This window comes from Helicobacter pylori NQ4053, assembly GCF_000274605.1.
GTDB lineage: Bacteria > Campylobacterota > Campylobacteria > Campylobacterales > Helicobacteraceae > Helicobacter > Helicobacter pylori_CV.
Genome location: NZ_AKNV01000004.1, coordinates 80,883 through 103,537, shown reverse-complemented (window position 1 = coordinate 103,537; position 22,655 = coordinate 80,883). Strand labels below are relative to the sequence as shown.

Genomic DNA, 22,655 nt, shown 5'->3' with positions numbered 1-22,655 from the left:
GTTTAGCCCTCAAATTGAGATTTTTTAGGCTCACCGGGAGCGATATAGTTTAAGAGTTTGTTTTCTAAATCCCTTGGATTTTCCCCATTAGCGATGCCTAAAATCCCCTCTAAAAGAACGGTTTTTTCTTTGATAATGTCTTTAGATTTAGCCTTAAGCTTATGCCCAAAAGGGCCAAAAATTGCATAAGAACACATAATCCCTGTAACAGTAGCCGTAAAAGCCCCAGCGATCCCTGCTGCCATTTCAGCCGGGTTGTCTAGTTTTTGCAAGGCCAACATAAGCCCCATAACCGCCCCCACTAACCCCATAGTAGGAGCGGTCTCACCGGCAGTCTCCCAGTAATGAGCGGCGCCGTGGTAATACTCTTCCATTTCTTCAATGCTGATTTCTAAGCTTTCCTTAACGGATTTTAAATCCTTGCCATCTATGATCATAGACAAGCCGTTACGGGTGAAATCGTCTTCAATTTGCGCCACTCGCCCCTCTAAACTCAACACCCCATCTTTTCTGGCTAAAGTGGCTAATTCCACTAAATTTTTAATGGTTTCGTTCAAATTGATTTTAGGGTTTAAAAAAACAATTTTTATCTCTTTGTAAGCGGCTTTCACGTAACGAGCATGCGTGCCTGTCATGGCGGCAAAAAGCGAAGTAGGCACGATGATAATGACTGAACTCAAATGGATAATGTGCAACGGGTTACCATCTTCTAAAATATCGCCTAACGAAATAGAAGCGACCGCCAATACCAAGCCTAATATGGTTGATAGATCCAAAACTTACCCCTTAATCTAAATTTCATAATCCTGTAAATGCGTGATTTTATGCGTGCCACAAACCCTACATTCAGGGTTTTTGGGTGCTTGAATTTTTTTAAAATCCATCGTTTTAATATCGGCTATAAGTAAAGTATTTATAAGTAAAGTTTCAAACCCTAAAAAATATTTAAGGCATTCGCTCGCTTGGATACACCCTAAAACCCCAGGTAAGACCCCAAAAAGCCCTGAAATAGGATTTAATCCCTTTTTAGGGGGCTTATCAAAAACGCACGCTAAGCATGCGCTATGTGGTAAAACGCTCATGCTTTGCCCCCTGTATTTTAAAACCCCGGCATGCGAATAGGGTTTTTGGGCCAACACGCAAGCGTCATTGATCAAAAATTTAGCGTTAAAATTGTCTGTAGCGTCTATGATAAAATCGTAAGGCTCTATGAGAGGAAGAGCGTTATGGGCCTTAAAGCGTTCTTCAAAGGTTTCTATTTCAATACCAGCATTGAGTTGCTTTAAGCGGGCTTTCGCGCTAGAGGTTTTAGAATGGTTTAAAAAATCCTGTGAATGGATAATTTGGCGTTGCAAATTACTCACATCTACCACATCAAAATCCACAATGCCTATTTTTCCTATCCCAGCAGCGCACAGATACATCAAAACCGCTGATCCAAGCCCTCCGGCTCCAATGACTAAAACGCTAGATTTTAAAAGCTTCAATTGGCCTTCTTCGCCCACATCTTCTAGCATGATATGGCACAAATAACGCTCTTTTTCTAGCCGGCTTAACAATTAAGCCATCCTTGAAACCCAAATTTTAGAATGCTCTCTTTCAGCAAAAAAACTCGTCTTATCCCCATGCCCTGGATAAATCTCTATGTCTTTAGAAAAATCTAAATTTTGAAACCTTAACAGGGACTCTTTCATGTCTTTTTCATTAGAATAAGGGAAATCGTAACGGCCAATGCTGCGATAAAAGATAAAATCCCCGCTAAAAATCACCCCTTCAATTTCTATGATAGAGCAACCGGGCGTGTGTCCGGGAAAATGCCAGTATTTAATGGTGGTGTTTGCTATCTCTAAAGTGGTGCAACTCTTATTGCAAGGCACGCTAAAATTGGGGCTAAAAACCGGCATGCCCAAATGGAAAATATCATTTTCTAACATGAACACATCGTCTTTTGGGGCGTAAATGGGGGTGTCTTTAAGGGCTTTTGACAATTGAGCGCTATCCCATACATGATCATAATGCCCATGCGTGATTAAAATCGCCTTAGGGTTTTTGGCGTTTTCCAACACCCATTCGCTGCTAGAAAATCCGGGATCGATAATAAAATCTATCCCACTAGAAAGCTTCACAATATAAGCGTTTTCTTCCACTGCCCCACACTCTCGCCTTAAAATTTTCACACTCCAAACTCCCTTCAAACTAGCCTAAAAGTCATTATAATTATAATATCATAGCGCAAAAATAAGGCGATTTTGACTAGAATAGCGCTTCTATTATTGTTGGTTTATTGTTGGTTGAGATGAGTTTGAATAAAAGGAAAATCGTGCGATCGTTTGGGAACTACATGCAAGAGTGGCTTTATGGAGAAAAGGGGTATTACAGAAAGGCGCTAATCGGTCCAAAAGGGGATTTTTACACTTCGGTGTCTTTGAGTAAGTTTTTTGGGGGCGCTGTTGCGTTTTATATCATCAAGCTTTTAGAAGAAGAAAAATTATTTTTGCCTTTAAAAATTGTAGAAATTGGCTCTCATCATGGGCATTTTTTGAGCGATATAGCCAGTTTTTTAAACGCTTTGAGCGTGGGCGTAATGGAAAAATGCGAGTTTGTCAGCTGCGAACCTTTAAAGGAATTGCAAAAACTCCAACGAACCATTTTCAAACAAGCCACGCAATTGGATCTGATGATCTGCGATCTGAAAGATCTAGATTTCAAGGGGAATAAAAGCGTGTTTGTTGTCTCTAACGAATTGTTTGACGCGTTCGCTTGCGAGATCATTAAAGACAATCAAATGCTTTTTATCACCCATGATCATCAGGGTGTTTGGGGCGGTATTGATGAACCCACTAAAGAACTTCTTAAAAATTTGAATTTAAAAGAAGGGTGTGTGCCGTTATTTTTAGAGGCTTTTATTAAAAATTTGTTAGAAAAATTGAACGAGGCTTCTTCTTGGGTGTTTTTGAGCTTTGATTATGGCGATGAAATGGAGCGAAAAGACATGCATTTAAGGGCCTTTAAAAACCACCAAGCGCTGGATTTTAAGGATATTTTAAACCATCTAGCTTCTTTGTATCAGCAAAGCGATTTGACTTATGATGTCAATTTTTCTTTAGTGCGCTTTTTGTTTGAAAAACACGATGTGCGATTTTCATTCTTTAAATCGCAGGCTAACGCTTTATTGGATATGGGGCTTATGGGATTGTTGGAAACGTTTTCAAAGAGCGTGAGTTATGAAAGGTATTTGAAAGAAGCGGCTAAAATCAAGCCCCTAATTAGCCCTGGGGGTTTGGGGGAGCGTTTCAAAGCGTTAGAGTTCGTGAAAAAATAAAATATAAAAAATGATCAAAAATATTTTTACAATCTATTATATATTATAATGATAAAGAGTTTGCGTATTTTTAAAGGGGGGATTGGTATCTTAGATTTTTTAGAATATTAAATACTAAGTATTTACTATTAAACGCTACGCTTTTGGGACTCGGTTTGTTTGAAAAGTTGGAGAGGAGCTAACTTGCTTTCTCGATTAAGGTAAGAGCATCAGGACATTTTAATGAAAAAGTTGATTAAAATGCTAAGTTATAGTAAAGAAGGAAGGAATATAATACGCCTTTCGCTCTTACCTTAAGCGGCATTATAACCAAAAAAAAAAAAGATGTTATTTGAGCTTTATTTTTAACATTCTGTTTTTCTTTTTTATAAAATGAAATACTTTTTAAGTTTATTTATTTATTTAATATTGGTGTTTAAAAGAAAGAATTGCTATAATTTTGAAACAATTTAAGCCTATTGATGGGATAAAGGGGGTTTTTTGAAAATTTTTCTTTCTTGCAAGTCTTTGTTGATTCAAAAAAGTTTGGAATTTTATTTGAGCGATTGTCTCTCTCCTATGGGAGTTTGCGATTTTGTTTTAAGCGATGATGAAACGCTAGAGATTAATAAGCCCCTATGCTTTATAGAAGAACGCTTAAGAAAGCCTTTCACCAAGCAGAGCGTGAAAGAAGATATCAAAAATTTTTATCGCGCTTTAAAGGCGAGCGAAAAACCTTGCGAAGAAATCCAATTTTCTAAAGAGCAAAAGATTAAGCAATTACTAGAAGAATACACCCAAAAATTATGCCAAATCATCAGCCAGTAAAAAAATTTAAGATTATTGGGGGGGCTTGTAAGGGATTGGGATTGAATTTGCCTAACGTTTCTAGCACGCGCCCCACCAAAGCGATCGTAAGAGAGTCGTTTTTTAACACCTTGCAAGCAGAAATTATAGGAGCGCATTTTATAGAAGTGTTTTCAGGCAGCGCTTCTATGGGTTTGGAGGCGTTGAGTAGGGGGGCTAAAAGCACGGTGTTTTTTGAGCAAAATAAAGACGCTTATAAAACGCTTTTAGAAAATATTTCCCTTTTTAAAAACCGCTTGAAAAAGGAAATTGAAATCCAAACCTTTTTAGATGACGCTTTCAAGCTTTTGCCCGCTCTGTGTTTAAAAAATGGCGTTTTGAATATTATTTATTTAGATCCTCCTTTTGAAACAAGCGGGTTTTTAGGGGTTTATGAAAAATGTTTTCAAGCTTTAGAAAGGTTATTGAAACGCTTTGATCCAAAAAATCTTTTAGTGGTTTTTGAGCATGAAAGCACGCATGAGATGCCTAAAAGTCTCGCAACTTTAGCTATAATCAAACAGAAAAAATTTGGGAAAACCACTTTAACTTATTTTCAATAGGAATAGGCATGGCAGAAGAACAAGAAAATACCGCGCAACAACCCCCAAAAAAAAGCAAAGCCCTTTTATTTGTCATTATTGGAAGCGTGCTAGTGATGCTTTTATTGGTAGGGGTGATTATCATGCTGCTTATGGGGAATAAGGAAGAATCTAAAGAAAACGCTTCTAAAAACACTCAAGAAGTTCAAGCTAATCCTATGGCGAACAAAAATCAAGAGGCCAAAGAAGGCTCTAATATCCAGCAATACCTGGTGCTTGGGCCTTTGTATGCGATTGATGCGCCTTTTGCGGTGAATTTGGTCTCTCAAAATGGCAGACGCTACCTTAAGGCTTCTATTTCGTTAGAATTGAGTAATGAAAAGCTTTTAAATGAAGTCAAGGTTAAAGACACAGCGATTAAAGACACGATTATAGAAATTCTATCGTCTAAAAGCGTGGAAGAAGTGGTTACTAATAAAGGTAAAAACAAGCTTAAAGATGAAATTAAGAGCCATTTGAATTCGTTCTTGATTGATGGCTTTATTAAAAATGTCTTTTTCACTGATTTCATTATCCAATAGTTTTAAATGATTGGCGTAGATATTGTCTCTATTGCTAGGGTAGAAAAGTGCGTGAAACGCTTTGAAATGAGGTTTTTAGAGCGTTTTTTATCGCCAAGTGAGATTGTTTTATGCAAGGATAAATTTAGCAGTATCGCCGGGTTTTTCGCGCTTAAAGAGGCTTGCTCTAAAGCCCTTCAAGTAGGCATTGGTAAGGAATTGAGCTTTTTGGATATACGCATTTCTAAAAGCCCTAAAAACGCCCCCTTAATCACCCTTTCTAAAGAAAAAATGGACTATTTTAACATCCAAAGCTTGAGCGCGAGCATCAGCCATGACGCTGGTTTTGCGATAGCGGTTGTGATGGTTTCTTCGTCAAATTGATAAATAACGCATTCTAAAACTCCCGTAACATTCTGTTTTAAAAAGCGCTTAACAGCTGTTTGCAAAAAAATAAAAAACACTAAAAAAACCTTTTTCAAATCGTTTTGATAACAAATTGCAAATCAAAAAAATCAAACTTCAGTTCTTAAGCTAATTATAATAATTATTTTTATAATATGCATCGGTTTGAATTAAATGAGAAAGGTTATCATAATGAATGGTTATTTGAGGGTAAAAACCCCATATTTTTTAGCGTCGGTCGTTTTGACTTTTTGGGCTTTTAATTCTTTTATGAGCGCGAAAGATAAGCACCATTTTTTAAAAAAAGTTACAACCACCGAGCAAAAATTCAGTTCCAGCGCGCCGCTTTCATGGCAAAGTGAAGAGGTGCGTAATTCCACAAGCTCTCGCACGGTGATTTCCAACAAAGAACTCAAAAAAACGGGGAATTTGAATATTGAAAACGCCTTGCAAAATGTGCCAGGGATTCAAATCAGAGACGCTACAGGCACGGGCGTGCTGCCTAAAATTTCGGTGCGCGGTTTTGGTGGGGGCGGTAACGGGCATAGCAATACGGGCATGATTTTAGTCAATGGTATCCCCATTTATGGCGCGCCGTATTCCAATATTGAACTGGCGATTTTCCCTGTAACTTTCCAGTCAGTGGATAGGATTGATGTGATTAAAGGGGGCACGAGCGTGCAATACGGCCCTAACACTTTTGGAGGCGTGGTGAATGTTATCACTAAAGAAATCCCAAAAGAGTGGGAAAATCAAGCGGCTGAAAGGATCACTTTTTGGGGGCGCTCCTCTAATGGGAATTTTGTAGATCCCGAGGAAAAAGGCAAGCCTTTAGCCCAAACTTTAGGCAATCAAATGCTGTTTAACACTTATGGGCGAACGGCCGGGATGTTGGGTAAGCATGTAGGCATTAGCATGCAGGGCAATTGGATTAATGGGCAAGGTTTCAGACAAAACAGCCATACAAAGGTGCAAAACTACTTGCTTGATGCGATTTATAAGATCAATGCGACCAACACTTTTAAAGCTTATTACCAATATTATCAATACAACTCTTACCATCCAGGCACTTTGAGCGCGCAAGATTATGCTTATAACCGCTTCATTAACGAGCGCCCTGACAATCAAGATGGAGGGCGAGCCAAGCGCTTTGGGATCGTGTATCAAAACTATTTTGGCGATCCGGATAGGAAAGTGGGGGGAGATTTTAAATTCACTTATTTCACGCATGACATGAGCAGGGATTTTGGCTTTTCTAACCAATACCAAAGCGTGTATATGAGCAGTCAAAACAAGATTTTACCTTTTAAGGGAAAGGGGGAGATTAGCGCGACTAACCCTAATTGCGGTCTGTATTCTTATAGCGATACGAATAGCCCTTGCTGGCAATTTTTTGATCAGATCCGCCGCTTCGTGGTGAATGCCTTTGAGCCAAAACTCAATCTCGTTGTTAATACCGGTAAAGTCAAACAAACTTTTAACATGGGAATGCGGTTTTTAACCGAAGATTTATACCGCCGATCCACCACCAGGAAAAACCCTAGCGTGCCTAATAATAGCAGTGGGTTTGATGCAGGAACTTCACTCAATAATTTCAACAATTATACCGCTGTGTATGCCAGCGATGAAATCAATTTCAATAACGGCATGCTAACGATCACGCCAGGATTGAGATACACTTTTTTAAATTACGAAAAAAAAGACGCTCCTCCTTTTAAAGCAGGCCAAACAGGAAAAACCACGAAAGAGCGTTATAACCAGTGGAATCCGGCAGTCAATGTCGGCTATAAACCCATTAAAGAATTATTGTTTTATTTCAACTATCAAAGAAGCTACATTCCGCCCCAATTCAGCAATATCGGTAATTTTGTAGGCACAAGCACGGATTATTTTCAAATCTTTAATGTCATGGAAGGTGGCTCAAGATATTATTTTAACAATCAAGTGAGTTTTAACGCAAATTATTTTGTGATTTTTGCGAATAACTATTTTACCGGGCGCTATGGGGACAATAAAGAGCCGGTCAATGCGAGATCGCAAGGCGTGGAGCTAGAACTCTACTACACGCCTATTAGAGGGCTTAATTTCCATGCGGCTTACACTTTCATAGACGCTAATATCACCAGCCACACGATGATCACTAACCCTGCTAATCCTAAAGGGCCTAAAAAAGATATTTTTGGCAAAAAACTCCCTTTTGTCAGCCCGCACCAATTCATTTTAGACGCAAGCTACACTTACGCTAAAACCACGATTGGGTTAAGCTCTTTCTTTTATAGCCGCGCTTATAGCGATGTGTTAAACACCGTGCCTTTCACACAATACGCGCCCACGATTAAAAATGGGGCCATTACCACCAAAACAGCGGGCATGACGCCGTGGTATTGGGTGTGGAATTTGCAAATTTCTAGCACTTTGTGGGAGCGTAAAAAGCAAAGCGTTAGTGCGAGCTTGCAAATCAATAACATTTTTAACATGAAATATTGGTTTAGCGGGATAGGCACTAGCCCTAACGGGAAAGAAGCCGCGCCTCCTAGAAGCATCACAGCGTATGTGAGCTATAATTTTTAAGGCTTAATCTTTATGGTTGTAATGGCTTGAGCAGTTGGGTATAAAAAACAACCCTTTGTTTTAAATGATCTCTTAGAGCGCGGTAATTAGGGCAAAAGGTTTTTACGCAACGCCAGAAATTTTGAGAATGGTTTTTGTGGATCGTGTGGGCTAGTTCATGGATGATGACATAATCAATCGCTTCTTTTTGGGTGCAAACCAATAAAAGAGCAAAACTCAAGCGGTTATGATAGGAGCAACTCCCTAAAACTTTAGCGTTATTTCTAATGCTGAAATGGGTGTATGAAGTTTGCATTTTTTGAGCGATCAAGGGGAGTTTTTGCTCCAAATAAGTTTTTAAGATTTTTTTAAGATCTGTTAGGGTGTAATCGTTGGCGTTTTTCACCTCATCAAACACAAGGATTTTGTTTTGATATTTTTCTAGGTTAGCGCGCAAGAGCGAGTGTTTTTCTTGCATGCTTAAAAAGGTTTTTTTTAGCCAAGATTCTTGTTCTTTTAAAAAAGCGCTCGCTCTAGCTTGAGGGCAAGAATCAGGCATTTTGAGAATCACTTCTAAAGAAGGCGTGATATTCAAACTCAGGGTTTTGATTTTTTCACTTTTTTGAATGGTAATAGGAATATCATCTAACATGATGCGTATTTTACTAAAATTTGCGCTAGAATGTAAGTCTGTTTGATATTGATTTTATTTGTATTAAGAATTAAGGCTAACATGCGTGTTTTTATTATTCATTTAAGCCCCAAAACCTGTCAAAATTTTTCTTTAAAAGAAACTCATATAACCCCCCTTTTAGAGAGCCTTAAACTTCAAGGGATCTCTTATGAAATCTTTGATGCGATCTATTCTAAAATCTCTCCCACTCAATTACACCCCTTGATTTTAGAGCATTTGCACCCTTCTTTTATGGTTGAAGATTTATTGGCTTTTTGTAAAAATGAAAAACACCCCCCTTGCGCGTTAAAAAATTTCTTTTACGCGCTCAAGCATTGCGGGAAGAGGATGGGGTTTGGGGAGCTTGGGTGCTATGCGAGCCATTATTCGTTGTGGCAAAAATGCATAGAACTCAATGAAGCGATCTGTATTTTAGAAGATGATATTATTGTAAAAGAGCGTTTTAAAGAGAGCCTAGAGTTTTGTTGCCAACACATCAACGAATTAGGCTATATCCGCTTGATGCATTTAGAAGAAAATGTGGCTAAACAAAAGACTCCCGTTAAAGGGGTTTCTCAAATCTTAAATTTTAAAGATGGCATTGGCACTCAAGGGTATGTTTTAGCCCCCAAAGCCGCGCAAAAATTATTGAAATACAGCGCGAAAGAATGGGTGATGCCTATAGATTGCGTGATGGATAGGCATTATTGGCATGGGGTCAAAAACTATGTGTTAGAAGAATTTGCGATCACTTGCGATGGGATGAACGCTCAAAACTCCAACACAGAAAAACAAAGGCCTAAAAAATTACCTTTAAGCATTAGGATTGGCCGTTTTTTACACAAAAGCACAATTAAAATCTTGGATAAAGTTTTTAGGTATAGCCCAAAAATTAATCAGAATTGGCAAACATTAGAATAAGTCTTTTAGTATTTCTTGCATGATAGGGGGAGTTTCATTCAATTGATTTAAAGGCTTAGCGGTTTGCTAAATGCGGTTTGCTAAATAAAGCAATAAAGTAATAATCGTTATTAAACAAGCTATAACCAACACCACCACCAAAAAACACGCCCAAACCCCAAAAACTCGCACCTGTCTTTTTTAAGTTTTTAGCTTTTTGTCGTCCCTAAAAAACAAATTTTAAAAGAACGCTTAGATTATAATCATCTTTTGCTTTATTTGTCAAGTGCCTTTAAACCGCACGAATAAAGGCTAATGCGTGTTTTTAGCGTGTGGTTTTGTTGGATTTGTGAAATATGCTATATTTCTTTTTTCTATAAAACTAAATATTATTGAATAAAACTAGGGAGTTAGAATGATCTTAAAACGAGTTACTGAAGCTTTAGAAGCGTATAAAAATGGCGAAATGCTTATTGTTATGGACGATGAAGACAGAGAAAATGAGGGGGATTTGGTTTTAGCTGGGATTTTTTCTACCCCTGAGAAAATCAATTTCATGGCCACGCATGCTAGGGGGTTGATTTGCGTGTCTTTGACCAAAGATTTAGCGAAAAAATTTGAATTGCCTCCTATGGTTAGCGTGAATGATTCTAACCATGAGACCGCTTTCACGGTTTCTATTGACGCTAAAGAAGCCAAAACCGGGATTTCTGCTTTTGAAAGGCATTTAACGATTGAATTATTGTGTAAAGACACCACCAAACCGAGCGATTTTGTGCGCCCGGGGCATATTTTCCCTTTAATCGCAAAAGACGGGGGCGTGTTAGCGCGCACGGGCCATACTGAAGCGAGCGTGGATTTGTGCAAATTAGCCGGATTAAAGCCCGTGAGCGTGATTTGTGAAATCATGAAAGAAGACGGCTCTATGGCGAGGAGAGGGGATAAATTTTTGAGCGACTTTGCCCTTAAACACAATCTTAAAACCCTCTATGTTTCTGATTTGATTAGCTATCGTTTGGAAAATGAAAGTTTGCTGAAAATGTTTTGCCAAGAAGAGAGAGAATTTTTAAAACACCAAACGCAATGCTACACTTTTTTAGACCACCAGCAAAAAAACCATTACGCTTTTAAGTTTAAAGGCGCAAAAACCCATGATTTAGCCCCTTTAGTGCGTTTCCACCCTATCAAAGAGGATTTTGATTTTTTAACGACTGGTGCGTTTGAAGCGTTTTTTAAGGCGTTAGAATATTTAAAGCGCGAAGGGGGCTATTTGATCTTTATGAACACGCATTCTAAAGAAAACAATATCGTTAAAGATTTTGGGATCGGGGCGTTGGTGTTAAAAAATTTGGGGATAAAGGATTTCAGGCTCTTAAGCTCTTGTGAAGACAGGCAGTATAAGGCTTTGAGCGGGTTTGGGCTTAAGCTTGTAGAAACGATTAGTCTTTAAGAGGCTTGTTAAGTTTTATTGAATGTGTTGTAATGTTTTTAAGATATAATAAACTCTTTTTAAGTCAAGCAATAAAGTTTGCAACCTGATGAGAGTAATAATAGAGTTTATGCTGATTTCATTAAAAACATTCCTAAAAATATTATTGAAAATGTTCCTAAAAACCTTCCAAAAGATTTGGATGGTTTGCGTTATTATTTGGGGGTTAGGCTGTAGTTTTTTAAACGCTAACAGCGTTCAATTAGAAGAAACGCTCAGACGCCCTTCTAAAAATCTCTCATGGCATTATTTTAAAAAGAAGTTTAAAAAGAGCAACACGATCCCTTATGCCCCAAATAGCCGTTGGAAATATTTAGGCGCAAGTATAGGGATTTTGGGCGTATCGTTGGTGATAGGGATTGTGGGGTTGTATCTCATGCCAGAGAGCGTAACGAATTGGGATAGAGAAAAGTTTGGCGTCAAAAGTTGGTTTGAAAATGTCCGCATGGGGCCAAAACTAGACAATGATAGTTTTATTTTCAATGAAATTTTGCACCCTTATTTTGGGGCTATGTATTATATGCAACCGCGCATGGCTGGGTTTAGTTGGATGGCATCAGCGTTTTTTTCTTTTATCACTTCCACGCTTTTTTGGGAATATGGCTTGGAAGCGTTTGTGGAAGTGCCTAGCTGGCAGGATTTAGTGATCACGCCTTTATTAGGCTCCATTTTAGGGGAAGGTTTTTACCAGCTCACACGCTACATCCAACGCAACGAAGGCAAGCTTTTTGGCTCTTTATTTTTAGGGCGTTTGGTTATCGCTCTTATGGATCCTATCGGTTTTGTGATCAGGGATTTAGGGCTTGGGGAAGCTTTAGGGATTTATAATAAACATGAAATCCGTTCTAGCTTAAGCCCCAATGGTTTGAATTTAACCTACAAATTTTAAAGGAGACCCCGCATCAAGCGATTTTAAAAACATTTTCACCGGTGCGGTTTTTAAAAGATAGGGTTGTTCGCTTAGTAACTTTTTAAGAAAATTATAAAGAGTTTTGATAGAATACCTTTTTTTAAAAGACGCGTTTTAAAACTAATTTTAGGAGTATCCTTGAAACGATTAGAAGTTTCTAACCAAGCCAAATTACCCACTCAATTTGGGGAGTTTTATATCCAGTGTTTTAGAGAAAAGGGTTCTAATGGCTCTAAAGATCATTTAGTCATTTTCACCCCTAATTTTTCTCAAAACCCCTTAGTGCGCCTGCATTCAGAATGCTTAACGGGTGATGCTCTAGGCTCTCAAAAATGCGATTGCGGAGGGGCGTTGCAAATGGCGTTAGAAAGGATTTCTAAAGAAGGGGGGCTAGTGATTTATTTGCGCCAAGAAGGGCGTGGGATAGGGCTATTTAACAAAGTCAATGCCTACGCTTTACAAGATAAGGGCTATGATACCATTCAAGCCAACGAAATGATAGGGTTTAAAGACGATGAAAGGGATTATAGTATTGCGGGTGAGATTTTAGAATATTACCGCATTAAAAAAATGCGCTTGCTCACGAATAACCCTAAAAAAATCGCCGCTTTAGAAAAATACGCTGAAGTAACAAGAGAGAGCTTGATCGTGTGCGCTAATGAGCACAATCAAGGGTATTTGGAAGTTAAAAAGCTCAAAATGGGGCATTTATTGTGAAAATTATGAGCGCTTTAAAGAGGTTTTAAAAATATTAAGATCATGCTTTAAAAGATTGAATATAAGGGTAAATGATGGTAGAAGTGCGATTTTTTGGACCCATAAAAGAAGAAAATTTTTTCATCAAAGCGGGTGATTTAAAGGAATTAAGAGCGATTTTACAAGAAAAAGAGGGCTTAAAAGAGTGGTTGGGCGTTTGCGCGATAGCCCTTAATGATCATTTAATAGACAATTTGGATACGCCTTTAAAAGATGGCGATGTAATAAGTTTGTTGCCACCGGTTTGTGGGGGCTAGGTGTTAAAAATCATTCAAGGGGCATTGGATACTAGTGAGCTTTTGAAAGCCTACCAAGAGGAAGCTTGCATTAAAAACTTTGGAGCGTTTTGTGTGTTTGTGGGGATTGTGAGAAAAGAGGGTAACGTTCAAGGCTTGAGTTTTGATATTTATGAGGCGCTATTAAAGACTTGGTTTGAAAAATGGTGCCATAAAGCCAAAGATTTGGGCGTGGTGTTAAAAATGGCGCACAGCGTGGGCGATGTTTTGATAGGGCAAAGCTCATTTTTATGCGTTTTAATGGGAAAGAATAGAAAAAATGCCTTAGAACTATACGAAAATTTTATTGAAGATTTTAAGCGTAACGCCCCTATTTGGAAATACGATTTGATTGATAATAAACGCATTTACGCTAAAGAAAGAAGCCACCCTTTAAAAGGGAGTGGGCTTTTAGCTTAAAAAGGAGTTCAAATGCAAACGATTCATATAGGCGTTTTGAGCGCAAGCGATAGAGCGTCAAAAGGGGTTTATGAAGATTTAAGCGGGAAAGCGATACAAGAAGTGTTGAGCGAATACCTGCTCAATCCTTTAGAATTCCATTACGAAATTGTCGCTGATGAAAGGGATTTGATTGAAAAAACGCTCATTAAAATGTGCGATGAATACCAATGCGATCTAGTCGTTACTACAGGAGGCACAGGTCCTGCTTTAAGAGACATAACCCCAGAAGCCACAGAAAAAGTGTGCCAAAAAATGCTTCCTGGTTTTGGAGAGCTTATGCGAATGACTAGTTTAAAATACGTGCCTACAGCGATTCTGTCGCGCCAAAGCGCTGGCATTAGGAATAAGAGTTTGATCATTAATCTTCCTGGGAAGCCAAAAAGCATTAGAGAATGCTTAGAGGCGGTTTTTCCAGCGATTCCTTATTGCGTGGATTTGATTTTAGGGAATTATATGCAAGTGAATGAAAAAAACATTCAAGCGTTTCGCCCCAAACAATAAGGTAAAAAATGCCGCTCACTCATTTGAATGAAGAAAATCAGCCTAAAATGGTGGATATAGGGGATAAAGAAACCACTGAAAGAATCGCTCTAGCGAGCGGTCGTATCAGCATGAATAAAGAGGCTTATGACGCTATTATCAATCATGGCGTTAAAAAGGGTCCGGTGTTACAGACTGCTATTATTGCTGGGATTATGGGGGCTAAAAAGACAAGCGAGCTCATTCCCATGTGCCATTCAATCATGCTCAATGGGGTGGATATTGATATTTTAGAAGAAGAAGAGACTTGCAGCTTTAAACTCTATGCGAGAGTCAAAACTCAAGCTAAAACGGGCGTAGAAATGGAAGCGCTAATGAGTGTGAGCATAGGGCTTTTAACCATTTATGACATGGTGAAAGCCATTGATAAGAGCATGACAATTAGCGGTGTGATGTTGGAGCATAAAAGTGGAGGCAAAAGCGGGGATTATAACGCTAAAAAATAGAAAAAAACTGATAATCTAAAGATGTTAGGGTAAAATAACATTTTGACAACAAAAGCGTGTTGGTTGCTTCGGGTTTGTTGTTATAGAAGTCTGAAATATTACAATCAAGGATAGAACGATGAAAGCAAATAATCATTTTAAAGATTTTGCATGGAAAAAATGCCTTTTAGGCGCGAGCGTGGTGGCTTTATTAGTGGGATGCAGCCCGCATATTATTGAAACCAATGAAGTCGCTTTGAAATTGAATTACCATCCAGCTAGCGAGAAAGTTCAAGCGTTAGATGAAAAGATTCTGCTTTTAAGGCCAGCTTTTCAATACAGCGATAATATTGCTAAAGAGTATGAAAACAAATTCAAGAATCAAACCACGCTTAAGGTTGAAGAGATCTTGCAAAATCAGGGCTACAAGGTTATTAATGTAGATAGCAGCGATAAAGACGATCTTTCTTTTTCGCAAAAAAAAGAAGGGTATTTGGCCGTCGCTATGAATGGCGAAATTGTTTTACGCCCCGATCCTAAAAGAACCATACAGAAAAAATCAGAACCCGGGTTGTTATTCTCCACTGGTTTGGATAAAATGGAAGGGGTTTTAATCCCGGCCGGGTTTATTAAGGTTACCATACTAGAGCCTATGAGTGGGGAATCTTTAGATTCCTTTACGATGGATTTGAGCGAGTTAGACATTCAAGAAAAATTCTTAAAAACCACCCATTCAAGCCATAGCGGGGGGTTAGTTAGCACTATGGTTAAGGGAACGGATAATTCTAATGATGCGATCAAGAGCGCTTTGAATAAGATTTTTGCAAATATCATGCAAGAAATAGACAAAAAACTCACTCAAAAGAATTTAGAATCTTATCAAAAAGACGCCAAGGAATTAAAAAACAAGAGAAACCGATAAAGACAAATACGCATAAGATAAAGAACGCTTGAACAAACTGCTTAAAAAAGGGTTTTTGGCGTTCTTTTTGAGCGTGTATTTAAGGGCTGATGATCTGGTTACTTATACGATCGCCAAAGAAGAAGATCTAGGATACCAGCGGTTTTTAGCCAAGAAGTGTTTAAGGGGTAAAACCCACCCCCCATGTTTTACTGAGTCTAAAAAGCCCAAAAGAAAACCTTTTAACATAGACAAAAGCTCCCATTATTATGGCACGAGCGTGGTGCAAATGTCATGGCTACAGAGTAGGGAAAGATTTGAAAACCATTCAAAATACCGAGACATTCCTTTTGCTGAAGTCAGTTTGATTTATGGCTATAAACAATTTTTTCCTAAAAAAGAGCGCTATGGTTTCCGTTTTTATGTTTCTTTGGATTACGCTTATGGGTTTTTTCTTAAAAATAAGGGCGTGTTGGGCGATAGTTTGAGGGAGAGTTCGCAGATCCCTAAAAGCTATAGAGAAAAATTGCAAAGAAAAGAGACTTTTATTAACGCTATTTTTTATGGCACGGGAGCTGACTTTTTATACAAACGCGCTTTTGGGACGCTGATTTTAGGGATGAATTTCGTGGGCGAAACCTGGTTTTATGAAACAAAGATTTTTAAAAAGTGGGCTAAAGATCCTTTGAGCGTTTATCACCCTTACATGTTTCAAGTGATGTTGAATGTGGGGTATCGTTACCGCTTTTCAAGGTATAAGAATTGGGCGATAGAATTTGGCACGCGCATCCCTTTTTTAACCAATGATTATTTTAAAACCCCTTTATACACCCTTCATTTCAAGCGCAATATTTCTGTCTATCTCACTTCAACTTATGATTTTTAGTTTTTTCAATTTTTGAAAACCAGAATTAAAACCGCTTTTTATAAACCGGAATTAAAACAAATTAAGCTATAATGACTATAAAACTTTAATTTTTTAACCATTAAGGAAAGAAATGAATCTTGAAGTGAAAAAGATTGACACCGCTAACGCCCGTTTGGGCGCTAAACCTTCCATTGAAAATTTAGAAAAGCGTTATGATAAAATCGCTCAAAAAATCGCCCAAAAAGTTAAAATTGATGGCTTTAGAAGAGGTAAAGTCCCCCTTAGTTTAGTGAAAACCCGTTATCAAGCCCAAATTGAACAAGACGCTCAAGAAGAGATGATTCAAGAGGTTTTAAAAAACGCTCTTAAGGAATTAGGGATTGAAAATAAGGATTTAATCGGCAGCCCCAATTTCACTAGATTTGAAAAAAAAGACACGCATTTTGAAATAGAAGCGGACATCGGCTTAAAACCCACGATTGTTTTAGACAAGATCCAAGAGTGCGTGCCTAGCGTGGGAGTGGAAATTCCAAATGAAGAAAAAATTAATGAGCGTTTGAAACAGCTCGCTAAAGATTACGCGAAATTTGTGGACGCTGACGCTCAAAGAAAGGCTCAAAACGACGATAAATTAACGATTGATTTTGAAGGCTTTATAGATAATGCGCCTTTTGAAGGGGGCAAGGCTGAGAATTTCAATTTGATTTTAGGCAGTAAGCAAATGCTAGAAGATTTTGAAAAGGCTCTTTTAGGCATGCAAGCGGGCGAAGAAAAAGAATTCCCTTTGACTTTCCCTAGCAAATACCACGCAGAGCATTTAGCCGGCAAAGAAGCCCTTTTTAAAGTGAAATTGCACCAGATTCAAGCGCGTGAAGCGTTAGAAATCAATGATGAACTCGCTAAAATCGTGCTAGCTAATGAAGAGAATGCGACTTTAAAGCTTTTAAAAGAAAGGGTTGAGGGGCAGTTGTTTTTAGAAAATAAAGCCAGGCTCTATAACGAAGAGCTGAAAGAAAAATTGATTGAAAATTTAGATGAAAAGATTGTTTTTGATTTGCCTAAAACGATCATAGAGCAAGAAATGGATTTGTTGTTCAGGAACGCTCTTTATTCCATGCAAGCTGAGGAAGTCAAATCCTTACAAGAAAGTCAAGAAAAAGCCAAAGAAAAGCGTGAGAGCTTTAGGAACGATGCGACAAAAAGCGTGAAAATCACTTTTATCATTGACGCTTTAGCGAAGGAAGAAAAAATTGGCGTGCATGACAATGAAGTCTTTCAAACTCTGTATTATGAAGCGATGATGACAGGGCAAAACCCAGAAAGCCTCATTGAACAATACCGCAAAAATAACATGTTAGCGGCGGTGAAAATGGCGATGATTGAAGATAGGGTGTTAGCTTATTTGTTGGATAAAAACTTGCCTAAAGAGCAACAAGAAATTTTAGAGAAAATGAGGCCTAACGCTCAAAAAACTCAAGTGGGTTGAACGGCTAAAAAGGAGAGATGATGGGATACATTCCTTATGTAATAGAGAATACCGATCGTGGGGAGCGTAGCTATGATATTTACTCGCGCCTTTTAAAGGATCGCATTGTTTTATTGAGTGGTGAAATCAATGACAGCGTGGCGTCTTCTATTGTGGCCCAACTCTTGTTTTTGGAAGCTGAAGACCCTGAAAAAGACATTGGCTTGTATATCAATTCTCCCGGTGGGGTGATAACAAGCGGTCTTAGCATTTATGATACGATGAATTTTATCCGCCCTGATGTTTCCACGATTTGCATCGGTCAAGCGGCTTCTATGGGGGCGTTTTTACTAAGCTGTGGGGCTAAGGGCAAGCGCTTTTCACTGCCCCATTCAAGGATTATGATCCACCAGCCTTTAGGGGGGGCTCAAGGGCAAGCGAGCGATATTGAAATCATTTCTAATGAGATCCTTAGGCTTAAGGGTTTGATGAATTCTATTCTAGCTCAAAACTCAGGGCAGAGTTTGGAACAAATCGCTAAAGACACGGACAGGGATTTTTACATGAGCGCTAAAGAAGCTAAAGAGTATGGCTTGATTGATAAAGTGTTACAGAAAAATGTGAAGTGATTGCATGGCGTTATTAGAGATTATCCATTACCCTTCTAAAATCTTAAGAACGATTTCTAAAGAAGTCGTTTCTTTTGATTCAAAACTCCACCAACAGCTAGACGACATGCATGAGACTATGATCGCTAGTGAGGGGATAGGGCTAGCCGCTATTCAAGTGGGCTTGCCTTTAAGGATGCTCATCATCAACCTCCCACGAGAAGACGGCGTGCAACACAAAGAAGACTGCTTGGAAATCATTAACCCTAAGTTTATAGAAACTAAAGGGTCAATGATGTATAGAGAAGGGTGCTTGTCTGTGCCGGGATTTTATGAAGAAGTGGAGCGCTTTGAAAAGGTTAAAATAGAGTATCAAAACCGCTTCGCTGAAGTGAAAGTTTTAGAAGCGAGCGAGCTTTTAGCGGTAGCCATTCAGCATGAGATCGATCACCTCAATGGCGTGTTATTCGTGGATAAATTATCCATTTTGAAGCGTAAGAAATTTGAAAAAGAACTCAAAGAGCTGCAAAAAAAACAAAAACACAAGTAACAACCATGATTAACACGATATTTTGCGCGACCATGCAAAGGGGAGTGGCAGAAATCGTGGCTGTGGAAGCGACTTTCACAAGGGCTTTGCCGGCGTTTGTGATTTCAGGCTTGGCTAATAACTCTATCCAAGAAGCCAAGCAACGGGTCCAATCGGCTTTACAGAATAACGATTTCACTTTCCCGCCTTTAAAAATCACCATCAACCTTTCTCCCTCAGATTTGCCTAAATCCGGGAGCCATTTTGATTTGCCTATCGCTCTTTTAATCGCTTTGCAAAAACAAGAATTGGCTTTTAAAGAGTGGTTTGCTTTTGGGGAGTTAGGGCTTGATGGCAAGATCAAACCTAATCCTAACATTTTCCCCATGCTTTTAGACATTGCTATTAAGCGCCCCCATGCTAAAGTCATTGCGCCTAAGGCGAATGAGGAGCTTTTTTCGCTTATCCCTAATTTGCAATGCTTTTTTGTGGGGCATTTTAAAGACGCTTTAGAAATCTTGCAAAACCCTGAAATCAAAGCAGACACCCACACGAAAAAACTACCCTTTAAAACGATAGAATTGAACGATAAAGAGTATTATTTTTCAGACGCCTATGCCTTAGATTTTAAAGAAGTTAAGGGGCAAGCTGTCGCTAAAGAAGCCGCTTTGATCGCTAGCGCTGGGTTTCATAATTTGATTTTAGAGGGAAGTCCAGGGTGTGGGAAAAGCATGATCATTAATCGCATGCGTTATATTTTGCCTCCCTTAAGCCTGAATGAAATCCTAGAAGCGACAAAATTACGCATTTTAAGCGAGCAAGACAGCGCCTATTACTCCTTAAGGAGTTTTAGAAACCCTCACCAAAGCGCTTCAAAATCCAGCATTTTAGGCTCAAGCTCTCTAAGAGAGCCAAAACCTGGCGAAATCGCGCTAGCGCATAACGGCATGCTTTTTTTTGATGAATTGCCCCATTTTAAAAAGGATATTTTGGAAGCTTTGAGAGAGCCTTTAGAAAACAATAAATTAGTGATCTCACGAGTGCACAGCAAGATTGAATACGAAACCTCTTTTTTATTTGTGGGGGCTCAAAACCCTTGCTTGTGCGGGAATTTACTCAGCTCAACCAAAGCATGCCGTTGCCAAGACAGAGAAATCACGCAATATAAAAACCGCTTGAGCGAGCCTTTTTTAGACAGGATTGATTTGTTTGTGCAAATGGAAGAGGGGAATTATAAAGACACGCCGTCGCATTCTTGGACTTCAAAAGAGATGCATGAATTAGTATTATTAGCTTTCAAACAGCAAAAGTTAAGGAAACAGAGCGCTTTTAATGGTAAGCTTAACGAAGAGCAGATAGAACGATTTTGCCCTTTAAATTTTGAAGCGCAAAAGTTGTTAGAGCAGGCGGTTGAAAGGTTTAATCTGTCCATGCGTTCTGTCAATAAGGTCAAAAAAGTCGCTAGGACGATTGCGGATTTAAACGCTTGCGAGGATATAGAAAAATCTCACATGCTTAAAGCGCTGAGTTTTAGAAAGATTTCTTAAAAGGATTTTTATAAGGGAGAGAAAATGCAAGAATACCACATTCATAATTTGGATTGCCCTGATTGCGCGTCTAAATTAGAAAGGGATTTAAACAAACTGGACTATGTGAAAAAGGCTCAAATCAATTTCAGCACCAGTAAGTTGTTTTTGGATACGAGCGATTTTGAAAAAGTTAAGGCTTTCATCAAGCAAAACGAACCGCATTTGAGCCTGTCTTTTAAAGAGGCCGCAGAAAAGCCCTTGAGTTTTACCCCACTCATCGCTACGATCGCTGTCTTTTTAGGCGCGATTTTAATCTTACACCTAGATCCTAGTCCTTTGATTGAAAAAGCGGTGTTCGTGGTATTGGCTTTAGTGTATCTAGTGAGCGGTAAAGATGTGATTTTAGGGGCGTTTCGTGGGCTTAGAAAAGGGCAATTTTTTGATGAAAACGCTTTGATGCTCATTGCGACTATTGCGGCTTTTTGCGTGGGGGCTTATGAAGAGAGTGTGTCTATTATGGTGTTTTATTCAGCGGGCGAATTTTTGCAAAAACTCGCTATCGCTCGCTCTAAAAAATCCCTTAAGGCTTTGGTGGATGTCGCTCCTAATCTGGCTTATTTGAAAAAGGGCGATGCATTAGTGAGCGTTGCGCCTGAAGATTTAAGAATTAATGACATCGTGGTGGTGAAAGTCGGCGAAAAAGTGCCTGTGGATGGCGTGGTAGTTAAGGGCGAAAGCTTGCTAGATGAAAGGGCGTTGAGTGGGGAGTCTATGCCTGTTAATGTCAGCGAACGCTCTAAAGTTTTAGGGGGGAGCTTGAATTTAAAAGCGGTCCTTGAAATTCAAGTGGAAAAAATGTATAAAGATTCTTCTATCGCTAAAGTGGTGGATTTAGTCCAGCAAGCCACGAATGAAAAGAGCGAAACGGAGAAATTTATCACTAAATTTTCACGCTACTACACCCCAAGCGTTTTATTTATTGCACTAATGATCGCTATATTACCGCCCTTGTTTTCTATGGGGAGCTTTGATGAGTGGATTTATAGGGGGCTTGTGGCTTTAATGGTGAGCTGTCCTTGCGCGTTAGTGATTTCTGTGCCTTTAGGGTATTTTGGGGGCGTGGGAGCGGCGAGTAGAAAGGGGATTTTAATGAAAGGTGTGCATGTTTTAGAGGTGCTTACCCAAGCTAAAAGCATCGCTTTTGATAAAACCGGCACTTTGACTAAAGGCGTTTTTAAAGTAACAGATATTGTGCCGCAAAACGGGCATTCTAAAGAAGAAGTTTTGCATTACGCTTCTTGTTCGCAGCTTTTATCCACGCACCCTATCGCTCTATCCATTCAAAAAGCATGCGAAGAAATGTTAAAGGACGATAAGCACCAGCATGACATTAAAAATTACGAAGAATTGAGCGGGATGGGGGTTAAAGCGCAATGCCATACGGATCTAATCATCGCAGGGAATGAAAAAATGCTCGATCAATTCCATATCGCGCACAGCCCTTCCAAAGAAAACGGCACGATCGTGCATGTGGCTTTTAACCAAACTTATATCGGCTATATTGTGATTAGCGATGAGATTAAAGACGACGCCATAGAGTGCTTAAGGGATTTAAAAGCGCAAGGGATAGAAAATTTTTGCATTTTGAGCGGGGATAGAAAAAGCGCGACTGAAAGCATCGCTCAAACTCTAGGCTGTGAATATTATGCGAGCTTGTTGCCTGAAGAAAAAACGAGCGTGTTTAAAACCTTTAAAGAACGCTATAAAGCCCCGGCGATTTTTGTAGGCGATGGCATCAATGATGCTCCGACTCTAGCGAGCGCTGATGTGGGGATTGGCATGGGGAAAGGCTCAGAGTTGAGCAAACAAAGCGCGGACATTGTGATCACTAATGACTCCTTAAGCTCTTTGGTGAAAGTTTTAGCGATCGCTAAAAAAACGAAAAGCATTATTTGGCAAAATATCTTGTTCGCTTTGGGGATTAAGGCGGTTTTTATCGTGCTAGGGCTTATGGGGGTAGCGAGCTTGTGGGAAGCGGTCTTTGGCGATGTGGGGGTTACGCTTTTAGCCTTAGCCAATTCCATGCGCGCGATGAGGGCTTAATGATCGTATCATCAGCCA

25 protein-coding genes are annotated in these 22,655 nt (G+C 39.1%); 21 read left to right on the top strand and 4 right to left on the bottom strand.

The window, feature by feature from the left end; genetic code table 11:
- Nucleotides 1-2: 2 nt before the first annotated feature.
- From motA to AYS37_RS03630, 3 genes are read right to left on the bottom strand one after another with little or no spacing between them, the layout of a single operon-like run.
- On the bottom strand, nt 3-776 hold the full coding sequence (motA, locus tag AYS37_RS03640; protein WP_000366185.1) for a flagellar motor stator protein MotA: 774 nt from the start codon (nt 774-776) through the stop codon (nt 3-5).
- Nucleotides 777-791: 15 nt separating this feature from the next.
- A complete protein-coding gene (locus AYS37_RS03635) occupies nt 792-1,559 on the bottom strand; it encodes a HesA/MoeB/ThiF family protein (RefSeq protein WP_000952579.1) in 768 nt (255 codons plus the stop codon).
- Nucleotides 1,560-2,177: an MBL fold metallo-hydrolase gene (locus tag AYS37_RS03630; protein WP_000698738.1), complete on the bottom strand. Its 618-nt coding sequence runs from the start codon at nt 2,175-2,177 to the stop codon at nt 1,560-1,562. It abuts the gene before it with no gap.
- A gap of 143 nt (nt 2,178-2,320) precedes the next feature.
- Between AYS37_RS03630 and AYS37_RS03625 the strand changes: the two genes are divergently transcribed.
- The 6 genes from AYS37_RS03625 (at nt 2,321) to AYS37_RS03600 (ending at nt 8,225) form a co-directional block, all read left to right on the top strand.
- Nucleotides 2,321-3,322 (top strand): class I SAM-dependent methyltransferase, encoded by a 1,002-nt coding sequence (locus tag AYS37_RS03625; protein ID WP_001256038.1) that lies wholly within the window; start codon nt 2,321-2,323, stop codon nt 3,320-3,322.
- Nucleotides 3,323-3,802: 480 nt separating this feature from the next.
- Nucleotides 3,803-4,129, top strand: coding sequence for a hypothetical protein (locus AYS37_RS03620; RefSeq protein WP_000688903.1), 327 nt, complete (start codon nt 3,803-3,805; stop codon nt 4,127-4,129).
- The gene (gene rsmD, locus AYS37_RS03615; protein ID WP_001132781.1) at nt 4,108-4,710 is read left to right on the top strand and encodes a 16S rRNA (guanine(966)-N(2))-methyltransferase RsmD; all 603 of its coding nucleotides are present in this window, start codon (nt 4,108-4,110) and stop codon (nt 4,708-4,710) included. The genes AYS37_RS03620 and rsmD overlap by 22 nt, the downstream gene beginning before the upstream one ends.
- An 8-nt stretch (nt 4,711-4,718) precedes the next feature.
- Nucleotides 4,719-5,270 carry a flagellar basal body-associated protein FliL gene (fliL, locus tag AYS37_RS03610; protein ID WP_000797017.1) on the top strand — a complete coding sequence of 184 codons (552 nt, stop codon included), beginning with the start codon at nt 4,719-4,721 and terminating at the stop codon, nt 5,268-5,270.
- A gap of 6 nt (nt 5,271-5,276) precedes the next feature.
- Nucleotides 5,277-5,633: a holo-ACP synthase gene (gene acpS, locus AYS37_RS03605; protein ID WP_000580562.1), complete on the top strand. Its 357-nt coding sequence runs from the start codon at nt 5,277-5,279 to the stop codon at nt 5,631-5,633.
- A 213-nt stretch (nt 5,634-5,846) separates the two neighbouring features.
- Nucleotides 5,847-8,225: a TonB-dependent receptor family protein gene (locus AYS37_RS03600; RefSeq protein WP_001014875.1), complete on the top strand. Its 2,379-nt coding sequence runs from the start codon at nt 5,847-5,849 to the stop codon at nt 8,223-8,225.
- Nucleotides 8,226-8,235: 10 nt separating this feature from the next.
- On the opposite strand, the gene AYS37_RS03595 is transcribed toward AYS37_RS03600, so the two are convergent.
- Nucleotides 8,236-8,856, bottom strand: a complete 621-nt coding sequence (locus AYS37_RS03595; protein ID WP_000883220.1) for a M48 family metallopeptidase — start codon at nt 8,854-8,856, stop codon at nt 8,236-8,238.
- Between the two features lie 81 nt (nt 8,857-8,937).
- On the opposite strand from AYS37_RS03595, the gene AYS37_RS03590 reads away from it, so the two are divergent.
- The 15 genes from AYS37_RS03590 to AYS37_RS03520 all read left to right on the top strand — a co-directional run bounded on the left by AYS37_RS03590 (nt 8,938) and on the right by AYS37_RS03520 (nt 22,637).
- Nucleotides 8,938-9,798 carry a glycosyltransferase family 25 protein gene (locus tag AYS37_RS03590; RefSeq protein WP_001874583.1) on the top strand — a complete coding sequence of 287 codons (861 nt, stop codon included), beginning with the start codon at nt 8,938-8,940 and terminating at the stop codon, nt 9,796-9,798.
- A 394-nt stretch (nt 9,799-10,192) separates the two neighbouring features.
- Nucleotides 10,193-11,227 carry a bifunctional 3,4-dihydroxy-2-butanone 4-phosphate synthase/GTP cyclohydrolase II gene (locus AYS37_RS03585; RefSeq protein WP_000601445.1) on the top strand — a complete coding sequence of 345 codons (1,035 nt, stop codon included), beginning with the start codon at nt 10,193-10,195 and terminating at the stop codon, nt 11,225-11,227.
- A gap of 151 nt (nt 11,228-11,378) precedes the next feature.
- Nucleotides 11,379-12,155 carry a DUF3943 domain-containing protein gene (locus tag AYS37_RS03580; RefSeq protein ID WP_241209035.1) on the top strand — a complete coding sequence of 259 codons (777 nt, stop codon included), beginning with the start codon at nt 11,379-11,381 and terminating at the stop codon, nt 12,153-12,155.
- 159 nt (nt 12,156-12,314) lie between these two features.
- Nucleotides 12,315-12,893: a GTP cyclohydrolase II gene (gene ribA, locus AYS37_RS03575; RefSeq protein ID WP_000825058.1), complete on the top strand. Its 579-nt coding sequence runs from the start codon at nt 12,315-12,317 to the stop codon at nt 12,891-12,893.
- 74 nt (nt 12,894-12,967) lie between these two features.
- Nucleotides 12,968-13,189: a MoaD/ThiS family protein gene (locus AYS37_RS03570; RefSeq protein ID WP_000230562.1), complete on the top strand. Its 222-nt coding sequence runs from the start codon at nt 12,968-12,970 to the stop codon at nt 13,187-13,189.
- Nucleotides 13,190-13,627 (top strand): molybdopterin synthase catalytic subunit, encoded by a 438-nt coding sequence (locus tag AYS37_RS03565; protein ID WP_000912689.1) that lies wholly within the window; start codon nt 13,190-13,192, stop codon nt 13,625-13,627.
- A 12-nt stretch (nt 13,628-13,639) separates the two neighbouring features.
- Entirely contained in the window at nt 13,640-14,170 is a 531-nt protein-coding gene (mog, locus tag AYS37_RS03560) for a molybdopterin adenylyltransferase (protein ID WP_001193340.1), read from the top strand.
- Nucleotides 14,171-14,178: 8 nt separating this feature from the next.
- The gene (gene moaC / locus AYS37_RS03555; protein WP_001131542.1) at nt 14,179-14,655 is read left to right on the top strand and encodes a cyclic pyranopterin monophosphate synthase MoaC; all 477 of its coding nucleotides are present in this window, start codon (nt 14,179-14,181) and stop codon (nt 14,653-14,655) included.
- Nucleotides 14,656-14,773: 118 nt separating this feature from the next.
- A complete protein-coding gene (gene hpaA / locus AYS37_RS03550) occupies nt 14,774-15,556 on the top strand; it encodes a flagellar sheath lipoprotein HpaA (RefSeq protein WP_000646670.1) in 783 nt (260 codons plus the stop codon).
- 28 nt (nt 15,557-15,584) lie between these two features.
- Entirely contained in the window at nt 15,585-16,421 is an 837-nt protein-coding gene (locus AYS37_RS03545) for an outer membrane protein (protein WP_001037719.1), read from the top strand.
- Nucleotides 16,422-16,533: 112 nt separating this feature from the next.
- On the top strand, nt 16,534-17,889 hold the full coding sequence (gene tig, locus AYS37_RS03540) for a trigger factor (protein ID WP_001047722.1): 1,356 nt from the start codon (nt 16,534-16,536) through the stop codon (nt 17,887-17,889).
- 20 nt (nt 17,890-17,909) lie between these two features.
- A complete protein-coding gene (gene clpP / locus AYS37_RS03535; protein ID WP_000540573.1) occupies nt 17,910-18,497 on the top strand; it encodes an ATP-dependent Clp endopeptidase proteolytic subunit ClpP in 588 nt (195 codons plus the stop codon).
- A gap of 4 nt (nt 18,498-18,501) precedes the next feature.
- Nucleotides 18,502-19,026: a peptide deformylase gene (def, locus tag AYS37_RS03530; RefSeq protein WP_001185875.1), complete on the top strand. Its 525-nt coding sequence runs from the start codon at nt 18,502-18,504 to the stop codon at nt 19,024-19,026.
- A 5-nt stretch (nt 19,027-19,031) separates the two neighbouring features.
- Entirely contained in the window at nt 19,032-20,552 is a 1,521-nt protein-coding gene (locus tag AYS37_RS03525) for a YifB family Mg chelatase-like AAA ATPase (RefSeq protein ID WP_000611028.1), read from the top strand.
- A 24-nt stretch (nt 20,553-20,576) separates the two neighbouring features.
- Nucleotides 20,577-22,637, top strand: a complete 2,061-nt coding sequence (locus tag AYS37_RS03520) for a heavy metal translocating P-type ATPase (RefSeq protein ID WP_001158838.1) — start codon at nt 20,577-20,579, stop codon at nt 22,635-22,637.
- Nucleotides 22,638-22,655 lie beyond the last annotated feature (18 nt).